The organism is Gilliamella sp. GillExp13, assembly GCF_001690815.1.
GTDB lineage: Bacteria > Pseudomonadota > Gammaproteobacteria > Enterobacterales > Orbaceae > Gilliamella > Gilliamella bombi.
The window spans coordinates 1-13,721 of the sequence record NZ_LZHJ01000114.1; the positions used below are offsets into that span (position 1 = coordinate 1).

At 34.9% G+C, this 13,721-nt stretch carries 14 protein-coding genes and 1 pseudogene; 12 read left to right on the top strand and 3 right to left on the bottom strand.

The features are described from left to right. Positions 1–225: helix-turn-helix domain-containing protein (locus A9G37_RS08225; protein ID WP_141671133.1), on the bottom strand; the 225-nt coding region annotated here is incomplete at its 3' end. A gap of 203 nt (positions 226–428) precedes the next feature. On the opposite strand from A9G37_RS08225, the gene A9G37_RS08230 reads away from it, so the two are divergent. The 4 genes from A9G37_RS08230 (at position 429) to A9G37_RS08245 (ending at position 4,417) form a co-directional block, all read left to right on the top strand. Beyond that, positions 429–1,388: an ABC transporter substrate-binding protein gene (locus A9G37_RS08230; RefSeq protein WP_065575210.1), complete on the top strand. Its 960-nt coding sequence runs from the start codon at positions 429–431 to the stop codon at positions 1,386–1,388. A 248-nt stretch (positions 1,389–1,636) separates the two neighbouring features. Then, entirely contained in the window at positions 1,637–2,614 is a 978-nt protein-coding gene (locus tag A9G37_RS08235) for an ABC transporter substrate-binding protein (protein WP_141671134.1), read from the top strand. A 61-nt stretch (positions 2,615–2,675) separates the two neighbouring features. Further along, positions 2,676–3,620, top strand: coding sequence for an ABC transporter permease (locus A9G37_RS08240; protein WP_065560857.1), 945 nt, complete (start codon positions 2,676–2,678; stop codon positions 3,618–3,620). Between the two features lie 2 nt (positions 3,621–3,622). Continuing rightward, positions 3,623–4,417, top strand: coding sequence for an ABC transporter ATP-binding protein (locus A9G37_RS08245; protein WP_034911817.1), 795 nt, complete (start codon positions 3,623–3,625; stop codon positions 4,415–4,417). Between the two features lie 67 nt (positions 4,418–4,484). On the opposite strand, the gene A9G37_RS08250 is transcribed toward A9G37_RS08245, so the two are convergent. Next, complete coding sequence (locus tag A9G37_RS08250; protein ID WP_065575211.1) at positions 4,485–5,834, bottom strand: histidine-type phosphatase; 1,350 nt, start codon at positions 5,832–5,834, stop codon at positions 4,485–4,487. Between the two features lie 249 nt (positions 5,835–6,083). On the opposite strand from A9G37_RS08250, the gene dauA reads away from it, so the two are divergent. Both dauA and A9G37_RS08260 read left to right on the top strand, forming a co-directional pair. Beyond that, the gene (gene dauA, locus A9G37_RS08255) at positions 6,084–7,757 is read left to right on the top strand and encodes a C4-dicarboxylic acid transporter DauA (protein ID WP_065575212.1); all 1,674 of its coding nucleotides are present in this window, start codon (positions 6,084–6,086) and stop codon (positions 7,755–7,757) included. A gap of 194 nt (positions 7,758–7,951) precedes the next feature. After that, entirely contained in the window at positions 7,952–8,494 is a 543-nt protein-coding gene (locus tag A9G37_RS08260) for an HdeD family acid-resistance protein (protein WP_034911827.1), read from the top strand. Positions 8,495–8,632: 138 nt separating this feature from the next. Here A9G37_RS08260 and rsgA read toward each other — a convergent pair whose 3' ends face one another. Further along, positions 8,633–9,661: a small ribosomal subunit biogenesis GTPase RsgA gene (rsgA, locus tag A9G37_RS08265; protein ID WP_034911829.1), complete on the bottom strand. Its 1,029-nt coding sequence runs from the start codon at positions 9,659–9,661 to the stop codon at positions 8,633–8,635. A 79-nt stretch (positions 9,662–9,740) separates the two neighbouring features. Here rsgA and orn point away from each other — a divergent pair, with 79 nt between their 5' ends. The 6 genes and pseudogenes from orn to A9G37_RS08295 form a co-directional block, all read left to right on the top strand. Beyond that, positions 9,741–10,307 carry an oligoribonuclease gene (gene orn / locus A9G37_RS08270; RefSeq protein ID WP_034911832.1) on the top strand — a complete coding sequence of 189 codons (567 nt, stop codon included), beginning with the start codon at positions 9,741–9,743 and terminating at the stop codon, positions 10,305–10,307. 5 nt (positions 10,308–10,312) lie between these two features. Next, positions 10,313–11,584, top strand: a complete 1,272-nt coding sequence (gene waaA / locus A9G37_RS08275; protein ID WP_065575213.1) for a lipid IV(A) 3-deoxy-D-manno-octulosonic acid transferase — start codon at positions 10,313–10,315, stop codon at positions 11,582–11,584. A 9-nt stretch (positions 11,585–11,593) separates the two neighbouring features. Continuing rightward, complete coding sequence (gene hemH, locus A9G37_RS08280; protein WP_065575214.1) at positions 11,594–12,580, top strand: ferrochelatase; 987 nt, start codon at positions 11,594–11,596, stop codon at positions 12,578–12,580. Positions 12,581–12,779: 199 nt separating this feature from the next. Beyond that, positions 12,780–12,998: a hypothetical protein gene (locus tag A9G37_RS08285; RefSeq protein WP_065575215.1), complete on the top strand. Its 219-nt coding sequence runs from the start codon at positions 12,780–12,782 to the stop codon at positions 12,996–12,998. Between the two features lie 23 nt (positions 12,999–13,021). Then, complete coding sequence (locus A9G37_RS08290) at positions 13,022–13,333, top strand: FAD-dependent oxidoreductase (RefSeq protein WP_255306887.1); 312 nt, start codon at positions 13,022–13,024, stop codon at positions 13,331–13,333. A 52-nt stretch (positions 13,334–13,385) separates the two neighbouring features. After that, positions 13,386–13,637, top strand: a pseudogene (locus tag A9G37_RS08295) (transposase); the annotation flags it as partial. Positions 13,638–13,721 lie beyond the last annotated feature (84 nt).

Below are 13,721 nucleotides of genomic sequence, written 5' to 3' on the forward strand. Positions count from 1 at the left end.
CTCTATTGGCTTACCATTACCGCTGTTTTTTCGCCTTTTCCTAGCTAGGGTTACCGCATCATGTGCTTGATAGGCTTGATTAGGTTTTGAGTTTCTTTTTATCTCTCGACTTATTGTCGAAGGATGTCTATTGAGTAGCTGGGCTATCTCTTTTTTATTCTTTCCGGCTTGTAATAATACGAAAATTTGGTATCTTTCCTTCCTAGAAAGGTGATTATAATTCATAGCAATCTCCAAACTGTGGTGGTGCGAAGGTGCTAGTATAAATCACCTTCCTACTTTCTTCACTCCACCGTGTTTAAAATTGCACCTCATGTTTGAATCCAGGTTATTTTGTAACATGATCATCAATTAAATAAAATACAACTTCACATTTTTGATTAATAAAGCTAGAATTAAACTATTGTACTAGTTTGCGAGTTTAATTCATGAAACGTTTTATTTTATTGGTAACAATATTATTGCTTACACCTTTTTTAAGTTTTGCAGATACAATTAAAAATGTGGCCATTACGGCAATTGTTGAGCATCCTTCATTAGATCAAATCCGTGATGGTGTTAAAGATGAATTGGCAGACAGCGGCTATACGTTAAACAAGAATTTAACTGTCCAATACAAAAGTGCACAAGGAAGTAGTGCTACTGCAGCTCAAATTGCAAGGCAATTTGTAGCAGCAAAACCTGATGTTATTGTGGCAATTGCGACACCAAGTGCACAGGCAACAGCTGCAGCGACCAAACAAATTCCTATTGTATTTGCTGGAATTACCGATCCTATCGCCGCTAAATTAATTAAAGATTGGCAACCTGCTGGCACAAACATTACTGGTATATCAGATTATCAAGAAATTGGTCCACAAATCGAATTTATGAAAAAAATTGTACCTAATGTTAAATCAGTAGGATATATTTATAGTCCAAGTGAAATTAATTCAACCGTGGTATTAAAAAATCTACAAACTCTTTTATCTCAACAAAATATTAATTTTATTGCGGTACCAGCTCAACGAACTGCTGATATTTCAACTGCTGCCAATACATTAAAAGGTAGAGTAGACTTAATTTACACGACAACCGATAATAATGTTGTTTCAGCCTATGAGTCATTAGTCAAATTTGCAAATGAAAATAAAATTCCTCTTTTAGCATCGTTCCCTGATGCGATTGAACGAGGAGCCGTTGCTGCATACGGAATGAGCTACTATGATGTAGGACGCCAATCAGGTAAGCTTGTTGTGCGCATATTAAAAGGTGAAAAACCAGGAAGTATAACTCCAGAAATAGGGCAAGCATTACGCCTTGTTGTTAATACTGATGCAGCTAAAAAACAAGGGGTTGCTTTGCCTCCAGAGGTAATTCAATCTGCTGACAAAATCATAGGAAAATAATTAAGTCCTACTTCACTAAAATTAATTAAAAATTTTGCTCACTTAGTAGTTAGGTGAGCAAAAAAATGTAACTTACAGTAATCCAATAACTGGATTATCCAGTTTACCAAGTTAACATCAAACCACCGATAATGTGTAATAAAAAATTTACACTCATAGCTGTTTTTATACTAGAAAATTATCTTTTTTTGCTTTATAGTAACTTAATATTTAGCTTGATTGTAAAAAAAACATTACAGGAGTGCTCTATGCGTAATTCTATCATTAAACTTTGTATGTTACTTAGTTTATCGTTAGCAACATTTTATTCTTTCGCTGAGGCTAAAACCGAACAAAAATTTGTTGCCATTACAGCAATAGTTGAACACCCCGCATTAGATAATGTGCGTAAAGGTGTTGAGGATGAGTTAAAAGATAGCGGTTATATTTTTGGAAAAAATTTAAAGCTACAATTTTTAAGCGCACAAGGTAGTAGTGCAAATGCAGCCCAAATTGCTAAACAATTTGTAGCAAATAAACCAGATGTTATTGTAGGAATTGCCACGCCAAGTTCGCAAGCATTAGTTGCTACAACAAAACTTATTCCTATTGTTTTCACTGCCGTTACCGATCCCGTAGCAGCTAAATTAACCCCAAGTTGGGATGCATCAAAAACAAATGTAACAGGCGTATCTGACGCCTTATCACTAGATTCTCAAATCGATATGATGCTAAAAATAAAACCTGATGCTAAAAACATTGGTTATGTTTATAGCCCTAGCGAAGTTAACTCAACAATCATACTAAAACAATTACAAAATGAGCTAGAAAAACGAGGTATGAAAATTATTGCCGCTCCTGCGCAACGCACTTCTGATATATCTACTGCGGCTAGAAGTTTAAAAGGTAAGGTTGATATGATTTATACTACTACCGATAATAATGTGGTTTCTGCTTATGAAGCTTTAGCAAAAGTGGCTAATGAAAGTAAAATTCCTCTTATTGCATCCAACCCTGAATCGGCAGAACGTGGTGCTATTGCCGCTTTAGGCATGAGTTATTATGATCTTGGTCGTCAAGCTGGTAAAATTGTTATCCGTATACTTAACGGCGAAAATCCTGGTGATATTCCACCACAAGTGGGTAATGTTACTCAATTAACAATTAATAAAAAAGCGGCTGAACGCCAAGGTGTTATATTATCTGAAAATGTATTAAAATCAGCTACCAAAATTGTTGAAAAATAATTTTTACTTTTTTTATAACTAAGCCGCCAACTTTGGCGGTTAACTTTTATGGATTTTTTTCATGTCTTCTGAATTTTTATTAGGCTCAATTGGAATTGGGCTTATTTATGCGTTGGTGAGTTTGGGCGTATTTATCTCGTTTCGTTTACTTGATTTCCCAGATCTTACTGCTGATGCAAGTTTTCCACTTGGTGGAGCGATATGTGGATTATGCATTTATATCGGTATCGATCCTTGGATTGCAACGTTATTAGGTATGTTTGCTGGCTGTCTTGCTGGAGCAATGACAGGAATACTGTATGTTAAACTCAATATTCTTCAATTATTATCAAGTATTATTGTAATGATAGGACTCTATTCTATCAATTTAAGAATATTAGGTGTTGGTCCGTATATTATGGATGAAACATCAAGAATGGCAGGATCCCCTAATCTTTCTTTACTTGATGCCAAAACTATATTTTCACCATTTATTGCTGAAGATTACAGCAACCAATATATTGTACAACCTCTTATGGCTTTAGGATTTGTCATTGTGTTTTGGGCTTTACTCAATGCGTTTTTAAATACCCAAATGGGATTGGCCTTAAGAGCAACTGGCACCAACCAACGAATGGCAAAATCGCAAGGCATTCCGACTGGAAGAGTCACAATTCTTGGTATGGCTATATCAAATGGTTTAATTGCTCTCGGAGGTTCATTATTTGTACAAACACAAGGTGGAGCTGATATCACCATTGGTGTTGGTACAATTGTAATCGGTCTTGCATCAATTATTATTGGTGAAAGCTTATTCCCCGCTAAACGAATTTGGGCTGTGATGCTAGCAGTTATTGTTGGTTCTATTTTATATCGTTTATTTATTGCATTTGCACTTAGTAATGAGTTTTTACAAGAAATCGGGGTTGGAACAGAAGATTTAAATCTAATTACGGCGATACTCGTTGTGCTGGCTCTTGTTGTGCCTAAGCAATTAAAAAAACACGCAAAAATAAGAGGTAAGTAAGCATGATTAAAGTTGAACAATTACAATTAACTTTTAATCAGGGTACACCAATTGAAAATCATGTATTACGAGGACTAAACCTGAATATTAGTGAAGGTGAATTTGTTACCATAATTGGTAGTAACGGAGCAGGTAAAAGTTCTTTATTGAATGTGATTAGTGGCGATTTACTTCCTGATTCAGGAAAAATTGCTATTAATGGTAAAAATGTCACTCGCTGGCCAGCATGGAAACGAGCTAGTATGGTTGCTCGTGTATTTCAAGACCCCATGGTTGGCACATGTGAAAACTTAACTATTGAAGAAAATCTCGCTATAGCTTATAACCGAGGATATCGTTTTACCTTATCTTCAGCTCTTAATCGAAATATCAGATCAATATTTAAAGAAAAACTTGCTACTTTAAATTTAGGTCTTGAAAATCGATTATCGGATATGATGGGATTACTCTCGGGAGGTCAAAGACAAGCTATTAGTTTGTTAATGTCAACTTTACAACCATCTAAAATATTATTGCTTGATGAACATACCGCAGCGCTTGATCCTAAAACTGCACAGTTTGTTTTAGAGCTAACCAATGAAATTGTTTCAAAAAAACAATTAACAACAATGATGGTGACTCACTCTATGAAACAAGCATTAGAATATGGCACCCGAACGGTAATGCTTCATCAAGGACAAGTTGTGCTTGATGTATCTGGAGAACAACGAGCTAAATTAACTGTAACGGATTTATTAGATATGTTTGAAAAAACACGTGGTGAAAAAGTTACCGATGATGCTTTGCTTTTAGGTTAATCATCAAAAAGCAATATTTCTGATAGAAATATTGCTTTTTATCTATAGCAATTAACTCCATTACCACTTAATTTGCTGTTGCTAGTGACGGGATATAACTTAAACCTAATTTATTAAGCTTATCTGTATAAAACTGTTTTATATCACTCCAACGATAATAAGGATATTGCACTGATTTTATAGGTAAATGTACTTCACGCTCGTTTAATAATACTTTAACTAATACAGGCTGATTTTCTTTCTCGCTTTTATAAAAAATCCATTGAATATTAGCCCCCATAGGAATAATTTTATCCGCTTGCCAAACAGCATAATAATCAAAAATAGACTCAGCAATAGCGGATGTACCTTCAATTTCAAGTAAAGTGGCTAAAGGCGAAATGGTTTCAGCATGGGCAAAACGCAAATTGGCATCAATATTATTATTCGCTATTGCAATATCGGCAGTGTTTAACATATCCCACAACAATGGAGCGGCAATTTTTATTTGGATACTATTGGCATCAAAAGCAGGACCAATTTCCAGATAGTTTTTAGCCGTAACTACGGTATTAAGCCAAGTATTTTCATCAACCGAAAAATACGGATCAAGGTCAAAATAATTATCCTTTAATACTTGCGGCGAAAATGCTTGTAGCTCTTGATACAATTGATAAACCGAAATCACAAAATCCCGTGTTTTTACTGATGATTTATCGACAACCTCAATGCCCTTATCTAGCTTTTGGATAAAATCATCAGCAAAAATCTTTTTTACTACCTGTTCGCTTATTTGCTGTGTTTTAGGCGCATTCTCTATCAATTTCACCGAATCTTTCACTACTTTACTGTGTTTATATTCATTATAAACTGATGAATAATCAAAAAAGCGCAATAACGTTTGTTGATCTTCGGGCTGCTGTGTAACATGGATATCAGGATATTTAGATTTGAAAGAACTAATGAATATTTCTGCGGTTTCTTTGGCTCTAGGGGTTCGAGATGAAACAACATCAATTTTATTTCCTTTAAAAACAGTTGGATTATTCTCCTGCATACGCTGACTAATAAAAGCAATATCTTTACGACCAAAATCAGTAAGCTCGCCGTAATGATTTTTATTTAACTCAGCAATACGAATTATCTGCCTAAATAAATCTTTTCCTAAGCTAGTCAATTGATTTTGCTTTTCAGCCATTAACAAAATTTGATAAGCAATATCTTCAGATTTTGGTTTACTGATATAACGTGAGCGATGTCGTCCAACATGATCAATGTAAAAAGCCATATACCCTGTCGGCGCTGGTGTAATCTTTTGTTCAGCATCATATTGATAGGCTGTTTTAGAACCCACACACATAGTTTGTTGAGCAAGACTTACAGAAGAAAACGCACATAAAAAAACAATAAACCACTTACGAAAACGAACCATAACCATTCGCTTTTCCCCTTGAAATAAACAACGTTAATATACCATTAAAAATGGCCTCAACATCACTATCTATAGTGTAGATTAGCATAAAAATCAAAATAAGCAGTACTTATAAAATGATAGTGTTAATAAAACAATATCTATAAAACTATTTCACAAAAAAGATGATTATTTTCATAACACTCTTTCATTTTTCGTAAAAAAGATTATCTTATTAGACACTAGATACAACTTCCTTTTAATTAATTAAACACAATGAAATTATATGGCCTTTCAGGTACAAAAATTAGCTGTGCATTTATATCTGCATGTATAAGTACCCCTTACAACACAACTCGTTTTATTAAAGATTTAATAGCTGGCATAACTGTTGGGATTATTGCTATACCACTAGCAATGGCACTAGCTATTGCTAGTGGTGTACCTCCACAGCATGGTTTATATACAGCAATTATAGGTGGTTTTATCATTGCATTAACGGGGGGGTCAAGGTTTAGTGTTTCTGGACCTACAGCAGCATTTGTAGTTATTTTATACCCTGTATCATTACAATACGGATTATCTGGACTACTAATTGCAACATTGCTATCCGGTATATTTCTTGTATTAATGGGATTAATTCGATTAGGTAGATTAATCGAATATATTCCTTTACCCGTTGTATTAGGTTTCACATCGGGCATTGCCATAACTATAGCAACCATGCAAATTAAAGATTTTTTTGGTTTAACACTTGAGCACATGCCAGAAAGTTATATTGGTAAAGTTACGGAACTAGCTAAAACACTACCAACCATTAATATTGCTGACACTATAGTCGGCGTAGTAACACTGATTGTGTTAATAGTATGGCCAAAACTTAGACTTAAAATATCAGGACACCTACCTGCACTAATTGCCGGCATTACTGTTATGTTTATTTTTAATCAATTTGGCTATCAAATTGAAACAATTGGTTCACGATTTACCTATACACTAGCTGAGAATACGATAGGTCATGGCATACCCTCTGTTCTACCAGAGTTTATTTTACCTTGGCAGCACGCTGATTTTACTTGGGATTGGTCAACATTTACTGCCTTACTACCAATTTCACTGACCATGGCAATGTTATGCGCAATTGAATCATTACTCTGTGCTGTGGTATTAGATGAAATGACACACACTAAACACCACTCAAATAGTGAACTCATTGGCCAAGGCTTAGGTAATATTATTGCACCATTTTTTGGTGGCATTTCAGCAACAGCGGCAATTGCGCGTTCAGCGGCAAATGTCAAAGCAGGCGCAACCTCGCCTATTGCAGCCGTTTTGCATTCTTTAATTGTTTTACTTGCTCTTATTTGCTTCGCACCAGCATTATCATTTATCCCACTTTCTGCTATGGCGGCATTATTACTTATCGTGGCATGGAATATGAGTGCAGTTCAACGCGTCATTTATATTATCAAATGTGCTCCTAAAGATGATATCTTGATTATGCTTATTTGCATGTCGTTAACAGTACTATTTGATATGGTGATTGCAATTACACTTGGGATTGTACTTGCCTCAATCCTATTTATGCGCCGTATCGCCCGTATGACTCGCTTAGTTGAACTTAATCGCAGTAACGATAAAACCTTAGTACTACGTATTAACGGACCACTATTTTTTGCTGCCGCTGAACGTACATTTTTAGAAATCTATCAAAAGATTAATGGATATGAACACATAGTGCTACAATGGGATGCGGTACCAATTCTTGATGCTGGTGGGCTCAATGCTTTAATTCATTTTATTGATGAACTACCTGAACAAGTTGATCTATCAATTTGTGAGTTACAGTTTCAACCATTAAAAACATTAGCTCGCGCAAAAATTGTTCCAATTTCTAACAAACTAATGTTCTATTCAACGCTAGAAGAAGCACTGAAAGATAAAGATTAATTCTAAAATTAGATTTATTATATTAACTAATTTAGTGCACAGTAACAGTTTGAACAGAAACTAATTACTGTGCAATAAATTGTACCTTCACTACCTTTCTTTTCATTTACTAAATCACCATTGACAAACTATAAGTCTTAAAAAGTGGTTTTAATTTGAAATCCAAAATTAACTTATAAAAATAGGTAAATAACATGATATCTAACGAAAACAATGTCTACAATCTTAAAGAAAAATCAAGTTGGTTTATTTTAGTTGGTGTTATTTTAATTATATTGGGGAGCTTAGCATTAGGTTATCAGTTCACGGCAACTGTTTTTTCTGTCTATTTTATTGGTTCATTAATTTTAATGGCAGGTATTGCGCAAGCGCTACATTCATTTCGCATTAAAGGTTTCAGTCAGTCAGCATTATGGGCAGTAATGGGAGTTTTATACATTTTTATTGGTCTAATGTCATTTTTCCAACCTGTTGCGGTTTCATCAGCCTTAACATTGGTGATTTCATTCTTGCTAATTATGAGCGGCTTTACACAAATATTTGCGGCTATGAATAACCGCAATTTACCTCGTTGGGGATGGGTTTTAACTTCAGGGATTATTACATTAATTTTAGGATTTATGATTATTGCAGGTTGGCCATATGATAGTCTTTGGGTATTAGGTATGTTTTTAGGTATTGACCTTATTTTTCAAGGTTGGGCATATGTAGCTATTGGTTTTGCATTAAAAAAATAGATGTTAAATAACATATTCGTTGCTCACAATCTAGCAATGACTTTCAAGAAGGTTACCACTAATTGTGAGCAGCAAGTAATGACTCGAACACAAATATAACTTATTTAAGTTAATTTTGTTATAAATAAATTAAGCTGATTATTTATAGATTTTGTTAGTTTTTGCCTTAACTTCTTGCATTGTCTGTAAAATTCGATGATAGTTATCAAGCCTTGATGGTGCAATTTTACCGTCTTGTACTACTTTTTGTAGTAAACAACCTGGCGTATCAAAGTGATTACAATCGCGAAAGTGGCAACCGCCTAAATAATTATCAAATTCTTTAAAACCACTAATCACTTGTTCAGGCTCTAAGTGCCATAAACCGAATTCGCGGATCCCTGGTGAGTCAATAATATCTCCACCATTTGGTAAGTGGTAAAGCCGAGAGGAAGTAGTTGTATGTTGACCAAGTCTGGATATTTCTGAAATACCTCCAGTCATAACTGATTGTGATTGATGAGGTAACAGTAAATTAATAATACTTGATTTTCCCACACCAGACTGCCCAACTAAAATGGAAATCTTACCTTGCAAAACTTCTTGTAATACAGCAATGCCTTGTTGATTTTGACATGAGACATACAAAACTTGATAACCGATATGAGTATAAATCGTCAACTTTTTTTCAACTTCAGTGCGTTGATCATCATTAAGTAAATCAATTTTGTTTAAAACAATAATAGGTTTTATATCCGTGCATTCACAAGCAACTAAATAACGATCGATAATATTTAGTGATAATTCTGGCAAGACAGCCGAAATAATCACGATTTGATCAACATTTGCGGCAACGGGTTTAACGCCATCATAAAAATCAGGCCGGACAAGTTCAGAATGTCTCGGGTGAACCGCTTCAATAATACCATTGGTGTTTGGCTCTAAACTTTCGCGCCATACTACTTTATCACCAGTGACTATTGAAGGTAACGTGCGACGAATACTACAACGATAAATAAGACCTGCACTATCTTCAACATCAGCAGACTTACCAAAACGACTTATTACTACACCGTCACGAGGTGACGAAAAATTTGCTAGACTCTCATCTTGCTTTATTGCTAATCGTTGCTGATGTTTTGCCGCTACACGTCTTTTTTGATTATTGGATAGTTTATTTTTTGCCATAGTACTCATTTTTTACTAAAACAGATTGTCAGTTATGCTACACTACTCAGTATCAAAAAGAAAATCTCTATAGCAAATTATGAACAAACAATCTCAAATTAATAGTAACAATCTTATTTGGATAGATCTTGAAATGACTGGACTCAATCCAATAACTGATCGCATTATTGAGATCGCAACCATTGTTACCGATTCTAACTTAAATATTCTTGCTGAAGGACCTGTGATTGCAGTTCATCAATCTGATGAGCAATTAGCATTAATGGATGAGTGGAACCAAAACACCCATGGCAAATCAGGACTTATTGAGCGTGTTCGCAAAAGTACTATTAGTGAACAACAGGCCGAGCAACAAACCATCGAATTTTTAAAACAATGGGTACCAGAAAACAGCTCTCCAATTTGTGGTAATACTATTGGGCAAGATCGTCGTTTTTTATTTAACTATATGCCTAATTTAGAAAGTTATTTTCATTATCGCTATTTAGATGTCAGCACAATTAAAGAATTAGCTAAACGTTGGAAACCTGAAATACTAAAAGGGATTAGCAAACAGAGTTCTCATCAAGCTCTTGATGATATTCGTGACTCAATTGCTGAACTTGTTTATTATCGTGAACACTTTTTTGATCTAACCAACTTATAATTAGTATGCAAATTTTATATACTTTTTTATTATATTTGATTCAACCACTGGTTTGGCTAAGACTGCTTTGGCGTAGTCGTAAAGCACCAGCTTATCGAAAGCGTTGGCTTGAACGCTATGGTTTTTGCAAAAATAAAGTTAAATCTAACGGTATTTTAGTGCATGCCGTATCGGTGGGTGAAACGATAGCAGCCATCCCGCTAATCAAAGCACTTAAACAACAGTATCCTAGTTTACCTATCACAGTTACCACCATGACGCCAACAGGCTCAGAGCAAGTTAAATCATTACTTGGTGATAGCGTCAGCCATGTATATTTACCTTATGATTTGCCCTGCGCGATAAATCGTTTTTTAAATACGGTTAAGCCCAAATTAGTGATCATTATGGAAACTGAGCTTTGGCCTAATTTTATCTGTCAGTGTTATAAACGAAATATTCAGCTAATTATTGCCAATGCCAGATTATCAGAACGTTCAGCTAATCGATACAGTAAACTAGGGCGATCCATTAGCAATTTACTATCAAAAATTAGTGCAATTGCCGCACAAAATAAGCAAGATGGGGAACGTTTTATTTCACTGGGTTTACCCCGTGATCACTTAACAATAACCGGTAGTATTAAATTTGATATTGATTTAACAGATCAACAACAGCAAAAAATCAAAACGCTAAAACAGCGGTGGCAATTAGACCGCCCTATCTTTATTGCCGCAAGTACACACAATGGAGAAGATGAAATCATCTTATCTGCCTTTAAGCGGTTATTACAAAAATATCCCGATTTGTTATTGATTATTGTCCCCCGCCACCCAGAACGCTTTAAAACCGTCGAAAAATTAATTAATGATTGCGGATTAAATTATATAAACCGCAGTAGCGGTCAAATTCCTGCTAAACAAACCCAAGTCATTTTGGGTGATACGATGGGAGAATTAATAGAACTTTATGGTATTGCCGATATCGCCTTCGTTGGTGGCAGTTTAGTGAAACATGGAGGGCATAATCCATTAGAACCCGCACTTCACCACATCCCAATCATTAGTGGCGAACATTTTTTCAATTTTAAAGTGATTTGTGAGCAACTTATTTCAGCTGATGGCATGATCATTTGTGCTAGCACAGCCGATTCCCTTTATTCAGCGATTAATGAGCTTTTAGAAAATAAAACGCGTAGTCAACAAATTGGCGAACAAGCGTATCAAGTATTAAAACAAAATCAAGGCGCACTACATAGGCTTTTTAACATTATCAACTATTATCTTTGCTCAAAATAAGGATTACTTGTGAATAAAAAACAAGGGTTATTGCTGATTAATCTAGGTACACCAAACGCGGCAACACCAGATGCAATAAAACGGTACTTAACCGAGTTCTTACTCGATCGCCATGCCGTTGATTTACCGAAACTATTTTGGTATCCGATTTTAAAGTACCTTGTAATACCTAAACGAGTGCCTTACATTATTCATCATTACCAAAAAATTTGGATAAATGGCTCATCACCTTTACTTCATTACAGCCAATTATTATGTGATAAATTACAACACCACTTACCAAATATTCAATGTGAATTAGCCATGACCTATGGTGAACCCAATATTCAATCTGCATTGAACAAGCTTCAATCATGTTCAAAAATTACGGTATTGCCACTTTTTCCACAATACTCAACAACCACAACACTCGCTGTACTTGATAAACTTAAACAAATTATAGCAACCGACAAAATCATAAATAGTATTGACTATATTCGTGATTATGCCGATCATCCAAGCTATATCAATGCACTTTATTTACAAATTAAGCAAGCATTTCAATGCCAAGGTGAGCCTGAAGTGCTTATACTTTCTTATCATGGTATTCCTGAGCGTTATATTTACAAACGAAAAGAGGATTATATTCAACGTTGTGAAATGACCACACAGTTATTAATCGAAAAATGCCGAACAAATAACATAAATATACCAATTCAAATGGCTTATCAATCGAAATTTGGAAAAGGCAAATGGGTTACACCAAGTACCAGCGATACACTACAAACATTAGCAAAAAGTGGTGTTAATAATGTGCACGTCATCTGTCCCGGATTTTCGGTAGATTGTATTGAAACTATTTACGAAATTGACGAAGAAAATCGAGAAATCTTTTTAAATGCAGGTGGAAAATCATTTTATTATATTCCCACATTAAATGACACAGACTTACAGATTAATTTAATCATGGCATTAATCAACCAAACTCAGCCACCTATACTTAATAATTTATACTGAAACACATAGTTACCTGAAACTTTTTGACAAAAATGATACGACTTAAAAATTACACTAAATAGGTAAATGTTGATTTTTAAACGAATGAAATTTTAAATTAACGAATATTAGTGCTAACTATCTATCACCTAAGTAATCTATGGCGTATGATAAGGCATTATTTTATAATTCAGTATCTGAGCACTGAGGAGAAAATTAAGTGAAAATAATCATCATTGGCGCTCAAGCTGCAGGTGCAAGTGCTGCTGCAAAGGCTAAAAGAATGAACCCTGAGGCAACCATCCGTATTTATGAAAAATCAGATATTGTTTCGTTTGGTGCTTGCGGTTTACCTTATTTTATTGGTAACCATTTTACTGATGCCGACGAAATGATATCCCGAACGCCCGAGCAATTTCAAAAAATGATATTGAAATAAAAACTTTACATGAAGTCATTGCTATTGATACTAATCAAAAAAAATTGACTGTTAAAGATCTTAATACTGGCAATTGCTTTGATGATTGCTATGACAAGTTACTACTTGCAGTTGGTGCAAGTCCCATCATTCCCCCTTTTGAAAATAGCCAACTAAAAAATATCTTCACATTACGCAACCTGCATGATGGGGTAGCTATCAAACAGACATTATCCAACTCAAATATCAGAAATTTGATTGTTATAGGTGCTGGATATATTGGACTTGAAATAGCTGAATCGCTTGTTGCTTTACAAAAAAACGTCAAATTGATTTGTAACTCTCCCCTAAAATAGTACAGCAAAAAAGTGGAAAATTCTCTATGATAAAAGTAAAGGGGATTTAATGATGAAAAAAATGACTAAACATCAAATCGTCGCTATTTTAAAAGAAGCGGAAGCGGGTATTCCCGTTATAGAGTTGTGCCGTAAATATGGCATGGGTAATTCAACTTTTTATAAATGGCGGGAAAAATACGGCGGAATGGAAACTTCGGATATCAAACGCTTAAAAGAGCTGGAGGCTGAAAACCGCAAACTTAAGCAGATGTTTGCCGAACTGAGCTTAAAATCACAGCTTCAGGAAGAAATCATAAAAAAGCTTTAGTGCCCACAAAGGCCCGTAAAACGTGGGCACAGCAACTACAACAAAATCATTCTGTTACTATAGCTATGAGCTGCGCTA

Coding starts and splice junctions, on each gene's coding strand:
- A9G37_RS08240 (WP_065560857.1), top strand. CDS start 2,676: ATGTCTTCTGAATTTTTATTAGGCTCAATTGGAATTGGGCTTATTTAT.
- A9G37_RS08260 (WP_034911827.1), top strand. CDS start 7,952: ATGATATCTAACGAAAACAATGTCTACAATCTTAAAGAAAAATCAAGT.
- rsgA (WP_034911829.1), bottom strand. CDS start 9,661: ATGGCAAAAAATAAACTATCCAATAATCAAAAAAGACGTGTAGCGGCA.
- orn (WP_034911832.1), top strand. CDS start 9,741: ATGAACAAACAATCTCAAATTAATAGTAACAATCTTATTTGGATAGAT.
- A9G37_RS08235 (WP_141671134.1), top strand. CDS start 1,637: ATGCGTAATTCTATCATTAAACTTTGTATGTTACTTAGTTTATCGTTA.
- A9G37_RS08230 (WP_065575210.1), top strand. CDS start 429: ATGAAACGTTTTATTTTATTGGTAACAATATTATTGCTTACACCTTTT.
- A9G37_RS08250 (WP_065575211.1), bottom strand. CDS start 5,834: ATGGTTATGGTTCGTTTTCGTAAGTGGTTTATTGTTTTTTTATGTGCG.
- waaA (WP_065575213.1), top strand. CDS start 10,313: ATGCAAATTTTATATACTTTTTTATTATATTTGATTCAACCACTGGTT.
- A9G37_RS08245 (WP_034911817.1), top strand. CDS start 3,623: ATGATTAAAGTTGAACAATTACAATTAACTTTTAATCAGGGTACACCA.
- dauA (WP_065575212.1), top strand. CDS start 6,084: ATGAAATTATATGGCCTTTCAGGTACAAAAATTAGCTGTGCATTTATA.